Raw genomic sequence first — 23119 nt, 5'->3', positions numbered from 1 at the left:
GGGGGAAGAGTTGGAAATGTGGATGAGATTTAATCGTTTATTGCATTAACTTTTTTACCCCCCCAGCCCCCCCTTGCTAAGGGGGGGAGTAAGAGTTGGCCCCGAACTTTGGGTGGGAGTAGGAGTTTCGAGCATCCAAAATCTATAATTGAATAATCCAAAATCTATAATTTATATGAGCTCAAAAGTTACTCTCACCATCACCGCAGGTAATCTCAAAGGCCAAGAATTTATCTTTGATACTCGCACAACTTGCATTATTGGCCGCGCGAAAGACTGCTATCCTAATATTCCCGATGACGACAAACATCGCACCACCTCCCGCTATCACTGTTTGTTAGATATCAATCCTCCCGATATCCGGGTGCGCGATTTTGGTAGCAAGAATGGGACTTTTGTCAACGGCGAAAAAATCGGTCAGCGAGAAGCTCATCAATCTCCTGAAGAGGCGGCTCAAATTCAATTTCCAGAGTATGACTTGCACGGAGGTGATGAATTTACACTCAGCGATACTTCTTTTCGAGTTGCAGTTGCCGTTGACCCGGAAATTGCGAAAAACCTCGAACAACAATCATCCCCTACTATTCCCTCAAATCAAGAGAATTTGTGGAAAATGTTGAAAGCTTTTCTGTTCAAAGCTGTGGGCGGTAAAAATAATATTGGAACTCTGGGTGATTATGTTTTGCTGAAGGAGTTGGGTAAGGGTGGTTTTAGTTTGGTTTATTTGGCGCAGCACAAACTAACTAATGAAAAAGTTGCGCTGAAGGTGATGTTACCAAAGGTGGCTGCGAATCAGCGGGCTGTGAATTGGTTTTTGCGGGAGGTTGAGAATACTAAATGTTTGCAGCATCCGAATGTGGTAGGTTTTAAAGAGTCGGGTTATGCTGATGACACTTTCTTTTTTACGATGGAATACTGCGAGGGTGGCAGTGTTGTGGATATGATGGAAAAGCGCGGTGTTAGCACTTTGCCGATCGCCGAATCTATAAGTATTATTACACAAGTGTTAGATGGTTTGACTTACACGCACAACGCGGAAATCCCCAATGTCAGGTTGGCTGATGGTAGTTTTGCGAAGGGACGGGGTTTGACTCACCGGGATTTGAAGCCGGGAAATATTTTTCTGGCGAATGTGGGTGGGAAACAAGTTGCTAAGATTGGAGATTATGGGTTAGCAAAGGCTTTCGATCAAGCGGGTTTAAGCGGTTTAACTTTGAGTGGTAATGCTGTTGGTACGCCGTATTTTATGCCGCGACAGCAAGTGCTTGATTATAAGTATGCGAAGCCGGAGGTTGATGTTTGGGCGGCGGCTGCTTGTTTGTATGTGATGATTTCGGGGTATTCACCTCGTAATTTTGTGGGGTTAGATCCGTTTCGTGCTGTGTTGGATAATGATGTGGTTCCTATTCGCGATCGCACTTCGTCTATCCCTCAACCGCTAGCCACCGCAATCGATCGCGCTTTAATCGACAATCCTGAAATTTATTATAAAAGTGCAGTAGATTTTAAACAAGCTCTTCTAACCACCATATCACAAAATTAATGAATTTACGATTTTTATGGCTGTCTCCGGAAAATAAACCTCGTTGGCTTGTTCTATTTTTATTGGGTTTAATCGCCACTGTCGCAATTGCCACCACAACAGTTTACTTCAAAAATGGCATCGCCCAAAACAGTATATCCTTATCTGTAGACGTGACAGCCGATCGCCATTCCATCAGTCCCGACATCTACGGTATGAACGATTTTGCCATAGATCCGGCCCTCGCCAAAGAGTTGCGAATTCCGGTGGAACGCTGGGGCGCCAATCACACTAGCCGCTACAACTGGTTGGTGGATTCTTCCAACGTCGGCGATGACTTCTTTTTCGTCGGTGGCGGCGACAACAAAAACCCCATTCCCGGCGATTCCATCGACAAAATTGTCAAAACTAACCGCAATAACGGCAGCAAAAGTATCGTTACTATCCCGATTATTGGGTATGTAAATAAATTTAGCACCTGGAACTGCGGCTTTCGAGTATCCAAATACGGCGCGCAAGAAAAAACCAATCCCTACATTTTTCCCGAAGGCGATAAGTGTGGCAATGGGAAGCGTCCCGACGGCACTTTAATTACTAATAATAACCGCCTTGATGTTAGTATTGTCAGCAACCCAGAATTTCAAGAAAAGTGGGTTAAGCACTTAGTTAAAACCCACGGTACTGCCACTAACGGTGGTGTCCAAATTTATCAAATGGACAATGAACCAAGCGGTTGGGGAAACACTCACCGCGACGTTCATCCAGAACCGACAAGTTATGACGAATTGCGCGATCGCACTTTCCAATATGCGTCAATGGTAAAAGCCACAGATCCCACCGCTAAGGTACTCGGGCCATCGGATTTTGGCTGGCCGGTTTATGTGGATTCTGGGGTAAAGGGCGATCGCGAAAAACACGGCGGCGTCTGGTTTGCGCGGTGGTACTTGCAGCAAATGCGCGCCTACGAAAAGCAAAAAGGTGTTCGCATCCTCGACTATTTCGACCAACACTACTATCCTCTCGTCGATGACCTGTGTTTGGCGAATTGTCCCGCCGGCGATGCTAAGACGCAAGCAGCCCGGTTGCGATCGACTCGCTCTCTGTGGGACAGCACTTATGTTGATGAAAGTTGGATCGGTAAATCCAATCCGCCGCTAACAATTATACCCCGGTTTCGAGAATGGGTCAAGCAAGATTATCCAGGTACAAAAGTCGCCATTACTGAATACAATTGGGGCGGTTTGGAGTCGATGAACGGTGCCTTAACTCAAGCCGAGATCCTGGGGATATTTGGGCGGGAACAACTGGATTTAGCGACGCTGTGGGGGCCTCCCAAGTCCTCGGAACCGGGGGCTTATGCCTTCCGAACCTACATGAATTATGACGGTAAGGGCGGTAAGTACGGGGAGACTTGGGTGCGATCGCAAAGTACAGATGGGGGACAATTGTCAATCTACGGATCGCAACGCACTAAGGACGGTGCTTTGACGCTGGTAATCATTAACAAAACCAGTAAAAACTTGACCAGCAACTTGAGTCTGAAAGGCTTTAGTCCAGGTGCCAAAGCTCAAGTTTACACCTACAGCGAGGCGAACTTGCGGGCGATCGTCCGTCAGAGCGATTTAAGTGTCCGCGCTGCTGGATTTAAGGCAACTTATCCCGCAAATTCTATCACTTTGGTAGCCCTGCCCAAAGCCTAAAAAACAGGTTCGTAGTAAGGACTTTAGTCCTGATTCAGGTTCGTAGTAAAGACATTAGTCCAGGTTCGTAGTAAGGACTTTAGTCCTTCTTTCTGGGGCGAACCTCCTTCCAAGCAGGTTCGTAGTAAGGACTTTAGTCCTTCTTTCTAGGGCGAACCTCCTTCCAAGCGGGACAATCGCTATCATTCCAATCTAATCAGATTTGGTATGACTGCCAACTTTTTGGAAAGGACTAAAGTCCTTACTACAAACCGAGCGCCAAGTTTGTAGTAAGGACTTTAGTCCTTATTTAATGAGCCTCCATCCAAGCAATACATTTCTGCATTTGCTCGCCCATCGTTTCTCGATCGGCATCATACCTCCGCCCATGTCCCGGCAACACCCATTCAAAGTCATAATTAGCCAAGTTTCGCATAGACTTGATTTGTTCCGACCAAGAATACCAACAGGCATTACGAAAGCCAATTAGCTGCTGCAAATTATCAGACCAGGCGAGATGGTCGCCGCTGAACAAAAACTTGTTCTTATACAGTAAAACCGTGTGACCTTTCGTGTGACCTGGAACAGTTACAATTAACAAATCCTCAGCTATTTGATGCGGTTCGCTGCCAGACAATTGAATTTCTACACTGCGAGTGTCAGCATTAATTTCGTCTGCATGAAGAATGCGATCGCACTTAAAATGCTCTCGATACTTTTGATGGTCTGCCACATCATCGCGGTGAGTCAAGTACAGATAGCGAATGCCACCCATTGCTTCGATGTTTTTGACTAGCGGCGGTACAAAACGGGGAGAATCAACTAAAATGTTTCCTTCTGGGCGGACAATTAAATAACTAGCAGCACCGTAGGATTTTTCTGAATGGTAGCCGCAGTGGTAGACATTTTCCGTGACGAGTGCGGGCAAATGTTGCTGAACTTCTTTGATGTTTTGGGGTTTTTCAACAGTGCCGATCGAACTTGTGGGACAAGACAGCAAAGCTGCGAGCGATCGCATTTCTGCTGTTTCGTTAGTTGGCTGCTGGTAAACCGCAGATTGTTCTCCGGCTTGAGTAAATACTTCTGGTGCCATCCACCGACAAGTATCGCAGTCAATGCAGGTACTGTCTACATAAAAATTACCGCTAATGTTTTCAGTGCGCCGCCGATTAATGTTAGCCATTTTTCTACCTTTTAATAACCAATAGAAATAATTGTAAATTATACCAAATCCGGCTTAAATATCCTTTCTTAGTCCGCGGAGGCGGACTTTGTTCGTGTAGCAGCGGTTTCAACCGCCGAGTAGAATAATTAAAGCCCCAATTTATTCAATAAGTCGGGGCTTTAATCATTATATTATTTTAACTTCTACTGCTTCTGGCCCGCTGGAAAAGCACCAGCTTTCAGGGCCACAGTCACAGGTTGTCCGCTGCGGCTCAACTCAAGCTGCATATCCTTGCCTACGGTACTTTGCTCCACAATTTGCTGTACGCTGCCAGCATCGGTGACTTCTGTACCGTTGATTTTTTTGATCACGTCAGCAACGCGCACTCCAGCTTGTGACGCCGGCGAATTTTTCGCAACTCCCATAACTAACACGCCTTTATCTTCAGTCAGCCTCAATTTGGCGTTGGGATTTTTGTTGAATTCTGCTTTGACTTCGGGAGTAATGCTCAACATCCGAACGCCGAGATAAGGATGTTCGGCTTTTCCGGTACTGACTAATTGGTTGGCAATTTGTTGCGCCCGATCGATCGGAATCGCAAAACCCAACCCTTGGGCACCTTCAATAATCGCCGTATTCATGCCGATAACTTGACCGCGCTGGTTCAGCAACGGGCCGCCGGAATTGCCGGGATTGATGGCGGCGTCGGTTTGAATAAAGCTGACGCGCTTGTCGGGAACGCCCACATCGGCGCTAGAACGGCCTGTAGCGCTAATAATACCGACAGTCACGGTATTGTCCAAACCGAGGGGATTGCCGATCGCGATCGCCCATTCTCCCGGCTGTAAATCTTCCGATTTACCCAAATTCACCACAGGCAAATTGGTAGCCTCAACTTTAACAACAGCCACATCAGTAACTGTATCTACACCCAAAACTTTGCCTGCAAATTCGCGACCGTCCTTCAGTTTTACCGTCACCGTATCTGCGCCATCAACAACGTGAGCGTTAGTCAAAATGCGGCCGTCGGAACCAAAAATAAAACCCGAACCAGAGCCTCGTTGTACCTTATTTCCCGGTCTAATCGGAGAGTCTGGGCCAAAGAAACGGTTAAAAAATGGATCGTCCAAAACATCAGGCTGTTCGGTTTTAACAGTGCGAGAAGAATTGATTCGTACCACTGCCGGGCCGACTTCTTGCACTACTTGAGTCACAAAATTAGAGTCTTGATTCGGCAATATATTTCGAGGCAAAGCTGAGATTGGCGCTGCGCTTGCAGGTTGTTCGGCTTTGACAGCATTAGAACTGCCAGGAACTTGGGAAGTTAGGGCGTTGCAGCCGACAGTTGCCGTAGAGCCGAGCAAAACTAGGGATAGAAAAGCAATTTTTTTCGGCACCGAAAAGCGAGAAGGTTGAGTTTGATTAGATTTTTTTGGGGTTGACATAGTATTAATTTGCTAGGAGAATGGGCGAAAGTTATAATTATCGTTTGGTAGTTTTAGCACCTAGTGCAATCAACTTAGAACTCAAGGTTCTTTCATTTTAATTGAAACATTTATCAGATGTGCTTGGGTGGTGGGATTTACCCTACAGGCTGGAGTAGAAACCAGACTGTTGCAGGCAAATTGTTGATTTTAGGTGGTCAGCGCGATCGCCCTGGGTGAGGACTGACGAATTGCCACACCTCCGATAATACCAACTACGGTAACGGATCCGCATATTCCGCATTTCCTGGAAAATCTTCATGGCCTTGCTACCGGCGGCCCATAACTCAAACAAAAATGTTGGGTTTGTTTCCTTAGCCTGCAATGAAACCGGTGCGTTGCTCGCTCGAAACAGTCGCTCTTTCTTGAGGATTGTCGATGTATCCCTATCCTACGGCTATGAACGTTAATCTAAAATATAGCGGTTTTCAAAAAAGTGAGATATGCCCTATGCCCTATGCCCTATGCCCATGAGTACCTCATAGGAGAGCTCGAAAGGCTATAGTATTATTTTTCCGTAGGTTCAATCGCAATACGCTTCACTTAACACGATCCGAAGAGAGGAGCGCTCTTTGAAGGGATCCGTTCGCCTTTATGCCTTCGGTGAAGGGTAGCAAAGCAAACGATCTTGTCTATTTTTCATATTTTTTCCCTGTTGGAATCTCGGATTTTAACATTATTAGGTTCAATGGAACTAACCGCATCAATTTCCCTCGACTTGTTCCTCAAAGTTTCCAAAATATCAACAGTATTCTTAATAAAACCAGCCATCGGCACAGCAACTAACAAACCTGCTACACCCGCCACCTTAACTCCCACTAGCAGAGAAACTAAAATCCACACCGGATTGAGACCAATAAAACCACCTAATAATCGAGGAGCAACCCCGCTTTCAATTACTTGATCTATGACTGTCGCGACAGCTAAAACTGTCATACCAAGCCAAAAGTTGTTTAATGCGATCAGCAAACTGACAACGCAAATACTGAAAGGCGCCCCGAAGGGAATCATCGTCATTACACCAACACCCAAACCGAACAGCAGCCCGAAGGGAACTCGCAAAATTAAAAAAGCCACAGTCATCGACAGTCCCATCAAACCCGCCAAGGTTGCTTGTCCGACGAAGTAGTTGTGGAAGCTTCGGGCCAGCAAATGCCGAAATTGCAGGCTCTGTTTCGAGGGAAACCACTTAAACAATCCTTCCCACACACGATCGCCATGCAAGAGCAAGTAGAATGTCAGAACTATTGTCAGCAGAAAATTCACCAGACTGTCTGCCGCACCCAAACCAAATTTGAGGATTTCGCCGATGAGAGACTGCAATTGAGTTGAAAGTCGATCGCTCAATTGAGTAGTCAAACCGCTAACATCAATCGGAAGACGGCGATTTTCCGCCCACTTGTGGAACGCTTGAATCTGTTCTGTACCAGAAACTATCCAACTTGGGAGTCGGGTAGCGAGTTCAGTAATTTGGTTCAGCAGCATCGGGGCCAGAGTGACACCTAAAACCACCAATATCAGTATTGTTACGAACAATACCGATAAAACTGCGCGATCGCGCTTCATCCCGTATTTGCACAGAAAACGCACTGGATAATCTAGCAAAAAAGAGAACACTGTAGCGATTACCAAAACAGTAATCAGAGCGCGAAAATATTCAAACACTAGGAGGGCTAACCAGCAGTTGAGTACCGCTAGAGGGAATAACAGTCCGTAAGTCCACCACTGCGGCAGTTTAGTGAAACGTCTCATTAAGTTAACCAAGTTAAAATTTGAGATGCCAGATGTGAGATTGACGCTGCTATTCGCCGTTCTCCGTTAACGATTTTATGTTGCATTTAGTTATACCAGGCTGCTAAAAATTCCCACTTGCTCTGCTAGTAGCAGAAATTGGGCTGTGGGCAGGTACTCCCTGCCACAACCATGTTATCTCGTTTCCGCTGGTATGGATATATTACCTGCGGAATAACTTACTTTTTGCTATTTTTAGGAAAGGAGTTTTAGGCTCACAATTCAAGCTTTTTACCCGTGCCGTTCGAGAGCTAATTGAATTAAACGGTCTGCTAATTCGGGGAAAGAAATACCATCATGTGCCCACATTTGAGGATACATACTGGTAGCTGTAAATCCGGGGAAAGTGTTGATTTCGTTAATCAAAACTTCTCCGGTTGATTCAACGTAGAAAAAGTCTACCCGCGCTAAACCGGCTGCGTCAATGGATAAGAATGCTTGCACTGCCATTTCTTGGATTTGCGAGACGATCGCACTGCTGACCTTTGCCGGAATTGAACACTCGGATTGTCCCTCAGTATATTTAGTTTCGTAGTCGTAGAAATCGCTTTGAAAACTAATTTCTCCCACCGTTGAAGCTTTCGGATTGTCGTTGCCCAAAACCGCACATTCTAACTCTCTAGCAACCACACCAGCTTCCACAATGATCCGCCTGTCGTAGCTGGCGGCGCCATCAAGAGCGGCTTCTAACTCAGCGCGCGATCGAGCCTTAGAAATGCCCACAGACGAACCCAAATTTGCTGGTTTAATAAAGCAAGGATAGCCCAATTCAGCTTCAATCTTGTCGCACAGTTTGGGGAAAACGCAAGGATTCGACCAGATTTCGGAACGATTGACAGCGATGTATTTTACCTGCGGTAAACCTGCGCGTTCAAAAGCCATTTTCATCGCTATTTTATCCATTCCCAGCGCCGAACCCAAAACCCCGGAACCGACAAAAGGAACTTGCAATAATTTCAGCAATCCTTGCACCGTACCGTCTTCGCCGTTAGGCCCGTGCAAAACCGGGAACCAAACATCTACTCCATTAAAATTAGGAAATTGCCAAGCTTCTCCTGCTTGTGACTCTATTTCCAGAGGTTTGCCGTCGGCTAAGACTTGCTGCGGTAATGTTCCCGACAGCCAGCGGCCGTCTTTTTGGATGTAAAAGGGCAGAACTTCGTATTTAGAGGCATTTTCGTCAGCAGCGAGGGCGCGGGCGATCGCCCTTGCCGAACTAATAGAGACTTCGTGTTCGCCCGATCGCCCCCCGAAGAGTAACCCGATCCGCATCTTCGTCATTTTTCCATACTCCCGATACTTTTTGATAAATATACACGCAGATAGCGCCACTCAAACAGAAAGTATTCGACAGAAAGCGAGAATTCAGGATAATTAAACAAGCTCAAAAACTGACAAAACTTGCGATCTCATCAGAGCAGAGCTACTGGGGCTGTATTGGTTTCACAAAACTCCTGTTAGCCTGAACAAAACAATTACTCGGCGCGCCGCTACCCTCACTTTTTTCTATAAAAAACCAAGGTTGACGTTGGGCATCGTACAAAACCCCCAATCCGCTAGGGCCGAGATAGATTTCAAAATTCTGCCCTGGTTTCAAAGTACCAACTACAGGCCAACTGGCAATATTTAAATTTACCTTGCTCCCTGGATCTTCTATTTCCTGAATAGAGTGCGGGCCCATGCGACATTTGACACCATTCGGGTCAGAATTTGTGGCTTCCCAATATCGGTGAGATGTTCTTTTATACTCTCCGCGTTCGTTTGGCTGCGGCAATTCATCTTCTGCGTCTGTTTGAGCAATTGTTTGAGGATTTGACTGTTGTGCGTCGAATTCTGAACTTTGTGTCATGGATTTAAACTCTCTTTTCTTAATAAAAATCAAATCTAATTTGACCGCCAGCCACCAACCTCAGATCCTGTTCAGTCGATCGCCCGCCAACAATGTTAGTAGTGAGGACTTTAGTCCGCATCTATCCAAGGAGTTAACTCCGAAGGATCGGGAGCATCTCATTTTGGTCAAAAGCATTTTTTCTTCGAGTGCGAGTTGTCGCGAGCTCGCGAGTATTATACGCGAGCGGGGACAGCACTACAAATTAGAGTTTTATTGCGGTTTTCGAGCCAGCCACAAAGCTAAATTGCGGACATAAGTTTTGATATCATCTAAAGCCTGTGACTCTGTTTGCATAGTGTTTCCCGGCGGTTCGCTCACAAAGCTCGGGCAGCCCATATCCACATTCCAATTATAATCGCAGAAATGATGAAAAGTCGATTGAGCCACTGCACGTCCGAGCTGATTTCCGATCGTATCGGGAGGCCACTCGAAAGCAACAGCGAGGTTAAAAATGCGATCGCTCACCAAACTTTTTCCTTGTGCAATTACCCTACCGTAGCGATCGCCTGGGGGGACACCCACACCACCTTCATGGGGATGAGCCGGAAAAAACTCGATCGCTTCGACAGAAGCACCAGGCCTTTGCAAAAGAGAATGCACCGGAGCGATCGGAATAATTCTCTGATAATTCCCATTGCGTCCAGAATGATAGTTAGGCCAAGAAATATTAGTAGTATCAACATCATCTCTGCAATGTTTCGATGGATCTGGATCGACATTTTTAGTTTGAAAAAAATGTGCAGCCCCTACACCAGAAATAGTGCAGATAGACGAACCTAAATCTTGATGGTCGCGAGTTGCCAAAATCCCGCCGCCCCGCTGGTGAAAAGCTTTAATTCCCGCACAATCTTTTTCGGTCAAACCGTCTCCCACATCAACAGCAAACAGCCACAGCTCGTCAAATATTGAATCTCCCAAAGTGCTTAAGATTGGGTCATTTCCTTCTACATTTGATTCGCGGTTTCTTGCCGTTACTTGAAATAATTGATTTCCCCGATCGTCCTTCAGATCGGCCAAATAGTCTCGCAACAAAGAGAAACGCTCGATACTCCAGTCATCCTCAGTTGTTGGAATCGTTGTTTGCAGTAAAATGCGAATTGGTTTTTCCATTTTAATCGGGGGAACGGGGAATATTTTTGAGTTAGTAGATATGGAAGGGGAGGAAAAGAAATTAAATTCGCAATCTAATTTAGATTTTCCAGCATTTCGCCAGTCAAACTAAAAGCGCGAATATCAGTAATTTTAACACGCACAATCTTACCAGCCAATTGTGCAATATCCCCCTTAAAAAATGTGAGACGATTGCCGCGAGTGCGCCCCATCACCTGAGTTGGATCTTTGAGATTTTGGACTTCCACCAAAACCTCCTCCGTGCGCCCGAAATAGCGCTGCGATCGCTCCATAGCCGTTGTTGTCACGACATGATTGATGCGTTGCAGGCGATCGGCTTTTACCTCCTCACTCAACTGATTTTCCCACAAAGCAGCAGGCGTTCCCGGGCGAGGCGAATAAGCAGCAGTATTCACCAAATCAAAACCCACATCTTCGATCAACTTCAGAGTCTTCTCAAACTGCGCCTCCGTCTCCCCAGGAAAACCGACAATCGCATCAGCCGTAATCGAAGCATCAGGCATATAACGGCGAATCATATCAACAATTCGCAGATATTTCTCCTGAGTGTAACCCCGAGACATCGCCTTCAGAATCTCATTATCCCCCGACTGAAAAGGCACGTGAAAATGTTCGCAAACCTGCGGCAACTCCGCACAAGCCTTAATCAATCGTTCATTAAAATAGCGAGGGTGGCTAGTAGCAAAACGCAGGCGATCGACTCCAGGAACATCTTGCACAAAATAAAGCAAATCAGTCAAAGTATGCAGGTTGCTACCATCCGGTTTCGTCCCCGGCAAATCGCGCCCGTAAGCATCAATATTCTGCCCCAACAAAGTTACTTCCTTGTAACCTTGACGGCCCAACTCCTCCATTTCAGCCCGAATAGCCTCCGGCATTCGCGACTGTTCAACCCCGCGAACATTCGGCACAACACAATAAGTGCAGCGTTCATTACAGCCATAAATTACATTCACCCAAGCAGTCACCTGGCTGTCGCGGCGAGGCTTAGTAATATCCTCCATAATCTCCACAGCTTCCGTCGCCACAACTTGATTTCCCTGAAAAACTTGTTCCAGCAAATCTTCAAGTCTGTTAGCGTGTTGCGGGCCCATTACTAAATCTAATTCTGGCACTCTACGCAACAGCGCTTCACCTTCCTGCTGCGCCACGCATCCAGCTACAACTAAAGTTAAACCCGGTTCTTTGCGCTTGCGATGAGCTTGCCTTCCCAGGTTAGAATAAACTCTTTGTTCGGCATTGTCTCGAATAGTACAAGTATTGTAGAGAATCAAACTAGCGTCGTTCGGATCTTCGGAAAACTCAAAGCCCATATTTTCCAGAATGCCAGCCATCCGTTCGGAGTCGGCTTTGTTCATCTGGCATCCGAAAGTGGTAATGTGATAGCGGCGGGGTTTAACAGTCATGGCGAATTGCAGGAAAATAAAAAATCTAGGTTTTCAACCTTAACAAGTTATTATAACACTTCTGTGGGTAATATCATATCCAGTTAATTTGCTCCCGATCGAAATCGTTTGTAGTGAGGACTTTAGTCCTCTCTTTTTATGAGGACTAAAGTCCTGACTACAAACTAAATTATCGAAATCGTTTGTAGTGAGGACTTTAGTCCTCTCTTTTTCTGCGGACTAAAGTCCTGACTACAAACTAAATTATCGAAATCGTTTGTAGTAAGGACTTTAGTCAAATGGCACTGAAAAAGTGACGAAAAAAAAATCTGTAAGGCAAGATATACATAGATAATTGCCTTACAAACCAAAATATCTCCTTCCATTATGCCAAATCGTGCGTCCATTCTCAAACAACAATTTTTGCAAAGCGTTGCCTCACCTTGGGAAAAGCTGCTGCCAGATGCCTTAATCCAAGAGCTTCTAGCTTATGAGAAGATCACCTACTACCAAAGCATCTACACACCATCCGTCACCCTGTGGGCAATGGTATCCCAGGTACTCGATCCCGACAAAAGTTTGAGTCAAGCCGTGAAGCGGATGAGTACGTGGCTCAGTGCTGCCTCCGCCAAGTCTCCTTCTTCTGACACCGGGGCATATAGTAAAGCTCGTAAACGACTGCCAGAAAAACTCGTTCAACAGTTAGTACCAATAGTCGCAGAAAACCTAGAAAAGGAAGGGAGCATAGAACAACAATGGTGTGGACGACGAGTGCGAGTATTAGATGGGACAACAGTATTAATGAGTGATACTCCTGAAAATCAAGCCGAGTATCCACAACACAGCAATCAAAAACCAGGATGTGGATTTCCGATTGCAAAAATGGTAGTTCTATTTTCATTACTTACAGGTGCAGTGGTATGCGCTGGCATAGCATCCTTGGCGGTGAGTGAGATTGTAATGAGCCGTTTGATTTATGGAAATTTAGTTCCAGACGATGTGGTATTAGCCGATCAAGCTTATGGTAATTATGTCGATTTAGTTTTGGTAAAACAGCAAGGAGCCGACGCTGTTTTCCGGAAAAATCATCTCCGTAAAACCGACTTTAGACGGGGCAAAAAGTTAGGAATAGGCGACCATAAAGTTGTCTGGAACAAGCCCCAACAGCGTCCCAACCACATGACGGCTGAGGAATTCGAGGCATTGCCATCTAGTTTCATCGTCCGAGAAGTATGCTTACGAATTAAGCAACGCGGTTTCCGAGATGAGCGGATAATTGTAGTAACAACCTTGCTGGATGCCAAACGGTACACAGTTAAAAAGTTGACGGCTTTATATGGATTGCGTTGGTCAGCAGCAGAAGTCAATTTACGCTATCTGAAAACCACGTTAAAAATGGAGATGTTAACAGCTAAAACTCCGGTGATGGTGAGAAAAGAAATCTGGACACACTTATTAGCTTACAATTTATTACGTACCATTATGTGGCAGGCTGTATCTTCATCAGAAAATACAGTTTTTCAACTCTCATTCCAATCAACTAGGCAACAGTTTAGTTATTGACGCTGTTAGCAACTACAGTCAAACGCCAACAGCGACAATGGCGTCAATTACTTTTGGAACAGGTGGCAACTAATTTACTTACGATTCGACCTGGGCGTTCTGAACCCTTAGTTTTGAAACGAAGGCCGAAACCGTATTCTCGAATGCAGGAACCTCGCTCTGTGTTGAAAGCTAAACTGCGAAGGTGATTAAGCCTTGAGCAGTGCCATTCGACTTTAGTCCTCTCTTTTTCTGCGGACTAAAGTCCTGACTACAAACTAAATTATCGAAATCGTTTGTAGTGAGGACTTTAGTCCTCTCTTTTTCTGCGGACTAAAGTCCTCACTACAAACTAAATTATCGAAATCGTTTGTAGTGAGGACTTTAGTCCTCTCTTTTTCTGCGGACTAAAGTCCTCACTACAAACCAAATTGCTGAGAGTCATCTTGATGGGCAACTATAGATCTATTTAGATTATAAAAAATCTAAAATTGTTCTAGCAATACCTTGCGCAGCGAGATAAGGAACTCCATTCCCCACAGTTTTAAACATATTAGTCAGCGTCATATTATTCGGCAGTGCAAACTCTTTTGGTAGCGACTGAATAGCTAGTGTTTCAGCAACAGAAAGCCTGCGAACTTTGTAAGGATGCAAGTGAACTTCGTTATTTCCATAACAAGCAGTCGGCGAATAACGCCAGCGGTGCAGGCGCTTGAAAGATTTTTTTGAATCGTCTCCCTCATCGACCTCAGCAAACCTTTTAATACCTGCTCTGGGTTGAAAATAATGTTCAACGTTGGGATGGTTTAGAACATCATTTTTTTGGAACCAAAACTCTACTGTTAATTCTTGGGTGATGCCATCGGGACAAGGCAAGAAACCATCACGTACAAAAGCATTTCTTTCAGGCCAAGGATGACAAAAAACTTCTGATTTGGGATATAATACCTGAGTTTCCCAGGGAAATAATTTTTCAGGTAACATTGGGCTGGATTCATCTAGGATAATCCCCAGATTTGTGACAAGATTTTTTTTAAAGCCAATCAAAATAATGCGGTCTCTATCCTGCGGTACTCCATATTCGATCGCATTTATTAAACGTTCCACAAAAAAATATTCCGAATCAGCCAACTTAAGCTTGAGTTCGTCGTAAAAAGCTTTATGTTTTTTTGTCCTCCACAAACCTTTGACATTTTCAAACAAAAAGAAATCCGGCTGCTGCTGGCAAATCAATTCAATGTAGGAAGCTGAAAGTTTGCCTTTATCTCCTTCCAGCCCTCGGTTTTTGCCACCCACAGAAAAGTCTGGACAAGGCGGCCCCGCGATAAATCCCACAATATCGTGATGCTGGCGGGCATCCTGCATCAATTCCCGCAGGCGAGAAGCTGGTTTTCCCCCTACAAGTTGAGTGACATCTGCTTCCTCTCCTTCGCAGTATCCGTATTCCGGTAACGGCAAATTCAGGCATTGCCGAGAGTAGCGGTATGCTTGCATGAAAGGTGAGAAAATTTCATTGACATAGGCTACATGAAACCCACTTAATTCAAAACCGAGGTCAAGGAATCCCGAACCGGAAAAAAAGGAGAATATACAGGGAGAACGGTACATTAAATCATCCCAGTTATTTTAAACTAAGCTTACTATAAATTCGGTTGCGCGTACACCTGACTATTATTAAAAGTCGCAGAACCCCTCGCCCGACAAGGCAGTGCCGTTTCCCTACTCAAAACTATTAGACAACCACATTATCTTCATGCGTTTTCCTATATCAAAAATATCTGCGTTTATCTGCGTCAATCTGCCTGACATCTGCGGTTTCCCTCTCTCCTCAAAGATTTAGGAAATTCAAGTCTATTCTTAAAACCATTGACCGCCTCGGAAACGCCAGTAGGGAAATAAAATTCGCATCAGTGTTTGCGATGCTAGATAAATAGCCAGCCACACTAAACTATAATGCAATGCAAAAGCTCCCAAGTCAAAATCTTGCCGAGGTATTCCGGGCAAACCGATAATTTTGATTAAAAATAACACAAAAAGTGCTTCCCAAATCCCGGCGATTAATTGAAATACTCCGGGCCAATCTCGATCCCAGCGAAACTGCTGGATGTAGATATATATGACATCCCAGGCGATGCCAAAAATTGCTACATACCCTAAAATAAAGAAAAAAATTGAGCCTGATGTGGAGGTAGTTAAACCCAGAAAAAAGGGTAGGGTTACTAAAACGCCTACGGTGGCAAATAGCAGTAACCGAGTTTGCCAGCGGCCGAATAAGGTGGGAGTCATTCGATTTTAGATTTTGAGTTTTGGATTTTGAATTTTGGATTTTGGATTTTGAATTTTGGATTGAGGATTGGGATTTGAGGTAGAAGGCGAAGCTCTTTTACATCCGTTACATCCGCTACAAAATCCGTTGCCGAACTTCCTTCTTCCAATTATCCTGGAGATTTATTTAAAATCCACTTTGACCATTGTAGGAACGATCGCCAAACGCTCAATTTCCCAACACCCGGAGCTCCGTTAGCTGCCAGACTTTCAACAGAACGCAGGGCGGCGTATTGCAAGCCCAAAAAGCTGTCTACGGGCGCGTAAGGCCCGCCCAAAGTAATCGCGCCCGCTGTGTACACCCGCCCTTCTGGGTTGTTGGGGGAGGCATTGCGTAATTCGGGGACTTCAAAATCGTTGTTGACACTCAAACGCCCCAAATTATTGAGGGGAAGATTGTATTGAACTACCAAATCCTCTAACAGGGGACTGGTTTTTACCTTAGCGTCCAAACCCGTTGCGTCAATAATAAAATCAGCTTGTAACTTAATTTGCCCCTTGAGATCCTTTTCCTGAATGTAAGTCACGGTGCGATTTTGACTGTCGCGCTCGACTCGCTCGACTTCGCCGAAGGTAATTTGATACCATCCTTGACTTAAACCTTCTTTGACTATCCGCCGCCAGTCGCTGCGATTGGCTGTGGTAGTGCCGCCCCAGTCTCCGAGAAACTGCGGGCGAAATTCGGGTTTGGCTTTTTCCAAAAGTACGCGGAGTTCGCCGCCCCAACAGGCTTTGGGCCAGTTGAAAGGTTGGAATTCATAGTGATTTTCGACGTTTCTCTGAGCTCGATCGAATTTGTTACCTTGAGGTTTGGGCGATCGCATCAAATGCAATACTTGAATGTTGGCATTTCGCTGTCGCGCTTCATAAATTCGCTGCACCACCCGCGAAGCCACAATTCCCCGCCCTCTAATTAAAACGCTGCCGCCCTTCGCCTCCAACTTTTCGTAAACGCCGTCGTGGCTTTCGTAAGCGTTAACAACCGACTCAAAATCCTGGGTTTTTTCGCGATATTCTTGCAAGTCTGGCAAAAATTGAATTGCGGGATAGCCGGTGGCTAAGTGTACGTATTTGGCGATTAAAAAAGCACGATCGCGTTGATTGGCATTCGATCGAGAATAAGCGATCGCGTACCTGCCGTCATCTGTCTTCCGAATCGCCCGCACTCTCCCGTAGCGAAACATCTGATTCCACCCGATACGCACAGTTTCCCTGTCAATCGAGTCAAACACATTCCCGGCGCGCGGCGTATAAGTTTCGGCAAAAGTCGGTTCCGCAAACACCTGCCACATCAACTTTAGCGACACCATCAACCGCCCTTTCAGCAATACCTGCCAAGCTTCCCGCAAAGCATAGGGAGGCCAGCCCCAAATGTTGTCCGGACACGAGTCAGAATTCGATCGCAGGCGTTCTCGCAGCGGAATTTGAGAATTCAGGCACAACCGACGGTAACGGGCGTAGGGTTCCGATTCCATGCCCAGAACGGCAATTCGATCGACCTTCACGCCGCAAATTCTCAGCAAATCCACCCAAATCAAGCTGCCCAAACCGCCACCAACAGCAGCCCAATCAATTTCTTCAACCGGCAGTCCCATAGATTGGATCGATCGCATTGTGACTTGATTTGCCTGCAAAAATGCGATCGGCGGAAATTCTTCCCTACTATTTGTTTGAGGCACCGGCGACACCATGGGCTGCCCCAACGCGGGGTCTGGCCTATTGGTCTGCGGGTTAAAGAAAATGTGAGAATTGACAGACTGGGTTTCTGTGGAATTAACAGTAAATGAAATGGCAATCTTGTAGGGCCCGATTTGCAGCATATCGCCATTTGCCAGCACGCACCGGGTTTGGCGGGTGCCGTTGACAAAAGTACCGTTGCGGCTCCCAGTGTCAGTAACTACAATACTGTCGCCTTCGGTGGCAATCACAGCGTGAAACCGAGACACTTGACTGCTTTTGAGGGGAATTCGAGAAACTCGCTCACCGTTGATGGTGGAGGGCATACCTTCAAAAATACGTCCCAAAGCGATGGGCAATTCGAGTATCGGGGAGCGACAATCCCCCGTAGCTGTATCTTTCCAAGTAAGTCGCAGGTGCAAGGGTTGAGGATTCATTATTATTTTTTAAACATCAGCCGTCGGCTTTGAGCTTTCTGGGAAAAAAGATTTTTGAATTTGAGAGATTTGATTTGATCTCGGGGCTTGTATCAAAAACTTTAATAGTTTTAGGTGCATGGAGGCGAGAAACCCAGAATCTCTGTAGATTTCTGGTGATTCAAAGCTAGATTTTCCGTAGCAATCGGGTGAAACTAAGCAAAATGCGCCACTCGTCGTATTTAAAGTGTGGGCTGCTAATGGTGCATCTTACCGCTGATATTTGAGATTTTGGATTAAATGCAGTCCCAAAAGTGTTAAGAAGCGAAAATTAGGTGCTGTTTCCTGCACGATCCTAGCATTGGCGATCGCGCGATCGAACAAAAGAGCGATCGCGCGATTCTGGCTTTTTCTCTCCCCTCAAGGAGACAGCACCACACTCGCCGCCGCCGCCAAAGAAGTACCGCACCACGGACACCCCGCACTTAACTGCGCGTAAGGCGAAACCCGGCTGCACTTGGGACACTGCAAACCGTAGGTAGAAGGCTGCGCCGGCGGGGAAGAAATTTGCACCGGAGGCGCCCCAAGCAAAACTGTCAGCGGCGCGGCTAAGTGCACCTCAGTTACATTCACCTCGATTTCCACTTGGCCTAAATGGATGCGACTGTCGGATTTCAATATTGCTTCGCCCGAGGCGAGAATTTTTCCGTCTACCAGCGGCGGATTGCTGGGGCGCAAATTCCGCACTGCATACTCCTGCAATTCCTGATTAAAAAATATTTCCACGTGCAACCCCGATACACTGGAATCCGAAAATACTATATCGCACTGCGCTGGGTCGCGTCCGAGTCTCACGCTTCCCGGGTTTTTGCTTGGCTGTTCGTTTAGAATCGTCTGAGTTTGACGAACCCCAGCCTCTGTCCATGTTAAATTAAGCTGGTTTGTCATCGTTCAATAGTTTCCTGAAATATTTAATATACTCCCCGCCCTAAAAGTGCGGATATTCTTGAAACTTCATTGGGATGCGCTACAAGTAGTCTTGCGTTCCCTCGGTGTCCGTTTATATAGCAATCCTAAATGATTCAGATAAATTTGTAGGGTAGTGCCTTTCTTCGCCTACCCCATATCTATCGGGCAACCGGGCGTGGTTAGAACCCTACAACAATTACACAACTGATGAGAGGCTTGCTATATATAGCGGTTCTCCAAAAAAGTGAAGTATGCCCACGGAACTCTATGCCCGGTTTGGCCTATGCCCTATGCCCATGAGTACCTCATGTTTTTGAGAAAGTCTATACGAGTTAACCAAATATTTCGTCTCACAAACAAAAAAGCCCCGAAATCGGGGCTTTTTGCGATCGGATTGGCTTTTATCGCTCTTTCGTCACTCTCGTCATATAAAAACCTGGAACTTTTACACCGAGAGACTTTCCCCTTTTGAGCTTGAGGTATGGGTTCCTATCAGTTTTCGATCGCCAGATTGCCCATTGAGTATAAGTTTCATCAGTTGGCTGCAATTTTTATTTTTCTGGAGTGACAAAAGAGCGTTATTGAGAGACAGACTGGTGTTTGCTTGCCTTGTCTAGCCCGCAAACTTCTTGACCCTCAAGACAGCTTCATAACTTCTTAAGAATCCCACAGTGACGATATTTCAGTCACTGTGTTAAATAGTCACCGACTCAATTAAGCTTCGCTTTTGCGACTTTTCCGGCCGCCTTCGCGACCAATTTGAGCCATGTGTTCCCGATTTCTGCTGACAGCTTCGCCACCTTTTTGACCGGCTTCTCTGGCTTCTTCCGAAGTAAATTCGTGTGCAGTTCCTTTCGCGTGTGCAGCTTTTCCGCCTTTGCTAGCAATTGCGCGCTGTTTTTCTGCGTCCATAGATGCGAATCCACGTTTGCTTTTCTCAGCCATGACTGTCTCCTTGTTTGTTTGCTGATTTTTTAGATCGATCCCGCCTCCACCTCCCACCGTAGTTGGGACTCCCAGCCAGCGATGAGAGGTTAGACGGTAAATTATGAAACGTCATCTGACAAATGTAAACTTTGAGTTTAAGTCGCAGGATGACTGTTTGATAATTTACAAATGTGAACTAAACATAGTTCACGCCCGGGTACTGTAGTTCAAGCCGTCAATGTTTAAGCTGATTACTGTCTTTCAATCATTCTAGAAATCCCCCAACTTTTATACCTCTTTCTCAGGTATAGTCATTCTTTAGTTCGCTGGAAGGATGGAACCGAAAGCTGATTGGCGATACACTCAGAGCATTTTTCGACTTAACGGCGACACTTCTAAAATTCAAAGTCCAAAGAGGGATGCTTTTTTATCTTTTGACTTTTTATTTTTTTGATGCCTTCGGGGCCGCTCAGTTATCCCGATGTTAGTTGGTCTGCCGATCGAGTTGTTTCTGGCAAGCGATACCTCGGGGCGCAGTGCAGGACGTACTCGATCGCACTTATCAAGTCTACCTTATGACCGATCGATACATAAATCGGTTTTATCCCTGTTTGCGTCCTTAACGCTGCGCCTACCGTTGATCCCTCGTGCAGCAAAGGCTGCCAACTGCCCCGCTCGAACCCTACTTCTGAATGTTCTCCGATAAATCTAGTTTTGGCAACTCCGATCGTCGCAATTCCTGTCAAAACTCCCAAATGGCAGGCCAGGCCGAACCTGCGGGGGTGAGCTAGTCCTTGACCGTCGCACAATATCAAGTCTGGTCTCAAACTGATATTTTGTAAAGCGTCGAGGACTGCCGGCACTTCTCGAAAAGACAGGAAACCGGGAACGTAAGGAAAAGCTGTAGGACTGCGAACCACAGACTGCTGCTGTAATTGCAAGTCTGGAAAGCTCAAAACTGTTACAGCGGCCCGCGATACGCCTTCTACACTGTCGTAGCCGACATCTACGCCTGCGACGTACCGAACTGGCGACCGTAGATTTTCGGTAATTACCTCTGACCGGAGAACATCTTGAATGACGATCGCCTCTTCAATTGTCTTCGGCCAAGGGTGTTGCTGCAACATTAGATATTTTTCTTCAACCGTTCTCATCTAACTTTAGCTTATTTTCTGCCATTTTCAAATTCTAATTTTTAACATTTGTCGCTATAAATTCAAAACTTGCCCAAGGAGTCTTTTTTTATACTCGCTTTGGGTTGGGTAAGTCCCACCAATGCCCCTTCTCTAGCAGATTTTGAAGGAGGAAGGAAGAGTTGAGAGTTGACAGTTGACAGTTGACAGTTGACAGTTGACAGTTGACAGTTGACAGAAGTCCGATGGAAGTCGGAGGAAGGAGGAAAAGCAGTTCAGTATGATAGAGATATTAATGCTGCAATAAATATTAGAAATGAAGGTTTGCGAATTCTGGCGTTAGGAACTAGCGCTTCTGCCCTTGGAGGGAATGTAAGACCAAAATCTTCAGGACGTAAAAAATCTATGAAAGTTGAGGCAATCCCCATTGAATTCGGAAGCCTACACGCTCACCGCCAGGAAGCGTGTAGGTAGTTCACAGTTAAAAAAGCAACCCAAGATGCTCAAGCCCAAATTAACCGGGTTCTCATAGCAAGCAGAAGCTCAACGGTTGCAGCGACAAACTTTAACTACCTCGCCGGGAAGTCCCCCGAAGAAGATGTACTAATCTTAGCGCGGTGGGATGAAAGGCAGAGAAATAGGCTCCACTCAAATTTCCAAATCTTCTCGATACTCTTACTGTTTTGTGTATAATGCAGTAAGGAGGTGTTAAGATGTTACACAAAGCGGTCAAAGTTAGAGTTTATCCAACACCAGAACAACAGGTGTTATTATCTCAGCACTTTGGCTGTGCTAGATGGTGGTGGAATTACGCTTTAAACAAGTCGATCGAGACTTACAAAAAACCGGAAAAAGCCTCGGTCAATCAGCACTTAATGCCTTCTTACCCCATCTTAAAAAAGCAGAAGAAACTTTATGGTTATCTGAATGTTACAGCCAAGTTTTGCAAGCAACAACGCTCAATCTAACAACAGCCTATAAAAACTTTTTTGCAGGTCGTGCTAGATTCCCCCGTTACAAGTCAAAACAGGGCAAGCAGTCAATTCAGTATCCTCAGAATGTGAAAGTATTTGAGGGGCTTGTTCAATTTCCTGGCAAAGTCGGTAAAATTAAGGCTAAGCTGCATAGGAATATTGAAGGAATAATTAAGACTGTAACGGTCAGCTTAGAACCATCAGGGAAATACTTTGCATCAATATTGACCGAGGCTGAAGGTGAAAACCCAACATTTTCAACTGAGGGTAAAGTAATTGGGATTGACTTAGGATTGACTCATTTTGCGATCGCGAGTGATGGCACTAAAGTCTCTAAATACAGTAATCCTAAGCACTTAGCCAAACATGAAAAAAATCTTAAACGCAAGCAACAAAAGCTAGCAAAAAAACAGAAAGGAAGTAAATCAAGAAACAAAGCTAAAAAGACTGTAGCTAAAGTGTACGCTCGGATAGCTAAATCCCGTCAAGATTTTTTGCATAAGTTATCAAGAAAACTCGTCAACGAAAACCAAGTTGTCGTAGTAGAAAATCTTAATGTTAAAGGCATGGTACGCAACCACAATTTAGCTAAAGCAATATCTGATGCTGGATGGGGAACTTTTACTAATTTCTTAGCTTACAAGCTAGATAAAAAAGGTGGGAAGTTAATAGAAATTGACCGATGGTTCCCCAGTTCTAAACTTTGCTCTAGCTGTTATTACCAAATTGATAAGTTACCACTTGATGTTAGAGAGTGGACTTGTCCCAATTGTGGCACTCGTCACGATCGCGATGGTAATGCAGCAACAAATATTAGAGCAGAAGGTATCAGAATGCTACAAACGGATGGAACAGCCGTTTCTGAAGAGTGGAGGGGAAGTAAGACCAACGTGCATGACGTAAGTCAGTTCGCTCGGCATTGCCCCGCGATGTTAGAAGCTGGCACTATAATCGCTTCGATAAGCGTGCGGGTAGTTCACCCAAGGTTTCAATTGCCAAGGAAGGTTCGGTATCGTAGTCCAAAATTAAAGGCAAGTCAGTTCGCCTGTGTGGCATGGCAGTGAGTACCCGCACTGAATTGGTAAAGACGATCGCATTCGGCACAATC

The 23119-nt window shown here is 45.5% G+C and carries 17 protein-coding genes and 3 pseudogenes; 6 read left to right on the top strand and 14 right to left on the bottom strand.

What is annotated here, in order from left to right:
* Positions 1 to 175: 175 nt before the first annotated feature.
* Both QZ918_RS12445 and QZ918_RS12440 read left to right on the top strand, forming a co-directional pair.
* Complete coding sequence (locus QZ918_RS12445; protein WP_293335330.1) at positions 176 to 1543, top strand: protein kinase domain-containing protein; 1368 nt, start codon at positions 176 to 178, stop codon at positions 1541 to 1543.
* The gene (locus QZ918_RS12440; protein ID WP_293335327.1) at positions 1543 to 3222 is read left to right on the top strand and encodes a glycoside hydrolase family 44 protein; all 1680 of its coding nucleotides are present in this window, start codon (positions 1543 to 1545) and stop codon (positions 3220 to 3222) included. The genes QZ918_RS12445 and QZ918_RS12440 overlap by 1 nt, the downstream gene beginning before the upstream one ends.
* A gap of 289 nt (positions 3223 to 3511) precedes the next feature.
* Here the strand turns inward: QZ918_RS12440 and QZ918_RS12435 are convergent, their stop codons facing one another.
* The 7 genes from QZ918_RS12435 to miaB form a co-directional block, all read right to left on the bottom strand.
* Entirely contained in the window at positions 3512 to 4384 is an 873-nt protein-coding gene (locus QZ918_RS12435; protein WP_293335324.1) for an MBL fold metallo-hydrolase, read from the bottom strand.
* 185 nt (positions 4385 to 4569) lie between these two features.
* Entirely contained in the window at positions 4570 to 5811 is a 1242-nt protein-coding gene (locus tag QZ918_RS12430) for an HhoA/HhoB/HtrA family serine endopeptidase (RefSeq protein WP_293335321.1), read from the bottom strand.
* 678 nt (positions 5812 to 6489) lie between these two features.
* The gene (locus QZ918_RS12425) at positions 6490 to 7602 is read right to left on the bottom strand and encodes an AI-2E family transporter (RefSeq protein ID WP_293335318.1); all 1113 of its coding nucleotides are present in this window, start codon (positions 7600 to 7602) and stop codon (positions 6490 to 6492) included.
* A gap of 270 nt (positions 7603 to 7872) precedes the next feature.
* Positions 7873 to 8922, bottom strand: a complete 1050-nt coding sequence (locus QZ918_RS12420) for a D-alanine--D-alanine ligase family protein (protein ID WP_293335315.1) — start codon at positions 8920 to 8922, stop codon at positions 7873 to 7875.
* 142 nt (positions 8923 to 9064) lie between these two features.
* Positions 9065 to 9490, bottom strand: a complete 426-nt coding sequence (locus QZ918_RS12415; protein WP_293335312.1) for a hypothetical protein — start codon at positions 9488 to 9490, stop codon at positions 9065 to 9067.
* A 252-nt stretch (positions 9491 to 9742) separates the two neighbouring features.
* Entirely contained in the window at positions 9743 to 10642 is a 900-nt protein-coding gene (locus tag QZ918_RS12410; protein WP_293335309.1) for a hypothetical protein, read from the bottom strand.
* A 74-nt stretch (positions 10643 to 10716) separates the two neighbouring features.
* On the bottom strand, positions 10717 to 12069 hold the full coding sequence (gene miaB / locus QZ918_RS12405; protein ID WP_293214422.1) for a tRNA (N6-isopentenyl adenosine(37)-C2)-methylthiotransferase MiaB: 1353 nt from the start codon (positions 12067 to 12069) through the stop codon (positions 10717 to 10719).
* A gap of 366 nt (positions 12070 to 12435) precedes the next feature.
* Here miaB and QZ918_RS12400 point away from each other — a divergent pair.
* Positions 12436 to 13799: pseudogene (locus QZ918_RS12400) on the top strand (IS4 family transposase).
* Positions 13800 to 14064: 265 nt separating this feature from the next.
* Here QZ918_RS12400 and dcm read toward each other — a convergent pair.
* The 7 genes from dcm to nfi all read right to left on the bottom strand — a co-directional run bounded on the left by dcm (position 14065) and on the right by nfi (position 21031).
* Positions 14065 to 15198: a DNA cytosine methyltransferase gene (gene dcm, locus QZ918_RS12395; protein WP_293335303.1), complete on the bottom strand. Its 1134-nt coding sequence runs from the start codon at positions 15196 to 15198 to the stop codon at positions 14065 to 14067.
* Positions 15199 to 15447: 249 nt separating this feature from the next.
* On the bottom strand, positions 15448 to 15876 hold the full coding sequence (locus QZ918_RS12390) for a hypothetical protein (protein WP_293335300.1): 429 nt from the start codon (positions 15874 to 15876) through the stop codon (positions 15448 to 15450).
* Positions 15873 to 16025, bottom strand: a complete 153-nt coding sequence (locus QZ918_RS12385; protein WP_293335297.1) for a hypothetical protein — start codon at positions 16023 to 16025, stop codon at positions 15873 to 15875. Before QZ918_RS12385 ends, QZ918_RS12390 begins: the two co-directional genes overlap by 4 nt.
* Entirely contained in the window at positions 16026 to 18029 is a 2004-nt protein-coding gene (locus tag QZ918_RS12380; protein ID WP_293149799.1) for an FHA domain-containing protein, read from the bottom strand.
* 399 nt (positions 18030 to 18428) lie between these two features.
* On the bottom strand, positions 18429 to 18956 hold the full coding sequence (locus tag QZ918_RS12375) for an FHA domain-containing protein (protein ID WP_293335294.1): 528 nt from the start codon (positions 18954 to 18956) through the stop codon (positions 18429 to 18431).
* A gap of 735 nt (positions 18957 to 19691) precedes the next feature.
* Entirely contained in the window at positions 19692 to 19922 is a 231-nt protein-coding gene (locus QZ918_RS12370) for a KGG domain-containing protein (protein WP_293149797.1), read from the bottom strand.
* A 455-nt stretch (positions 19923 to 20377) separates the two neighbouring features.
* Positions 20378 to 21031: a deoxyribonuclease V gene (nfi, locus tag QZ918_RS12365; protein ID WP_293335347.1), complete on the bottom strand. Its 654-nt coding sequence runs from the start codon at positions 21029 to 21031 to the stop codon at positions 20378 to 20380.
* Positions 21032 to 21313: 282 nt separating this feature from the next.
* On the opposite strand from nfi, the pseudogene QZ918_RS12360 reads away from it, so the two are divergent.
* From QZ918_RS12360 to QZ918_RS12355, 3 genes and pseudogenes are all read left to right on the top strand, one after another.
* Positions 21314 to 21511, top strand: a pseudogene (locus tag QZ918_RS12360) (hypothetical protein); the annotation flags it as partial.
* A 239-nt stretch (positions 21512 to 21750) separates the two neighbouring features.
* Positions 21751 to 21825, top strand: a pseudogene (locus QZ918_RS33255) (helix-turn-helix domain-containing protein); the annotation flags it as partial.
* An 8-nt stretch (positions 21826 to 21833) separates the two neighbouring features.
* A complete protein-coding gene (locus QZ918_RS12355) occupies positions 21834 to 23075 on the top strand; it encodes an RNA-guided endonuclease TnpB family protein (RefSeq protein ID WP_527250401.1) in 1242 nt (413 codons plus the stop codon).
* Positions 23076 to 23119 lie beyond the last annotated feature (44 nt).

The organism is Microcoleus sp. CAWBG58 (assembly GCF_020883045.1).
Taxonomy (GTDB): domain Bacteria; phylum Cyanobacteriota; class Cyanobacteriia; order Cyanobacteriales; family Microcoleaceae; genus Microcoleus.
Note: the sequence above shows the minus strand (reverse complement) of the source record. Positions and strands in the feature narration are given on the sequence as shown.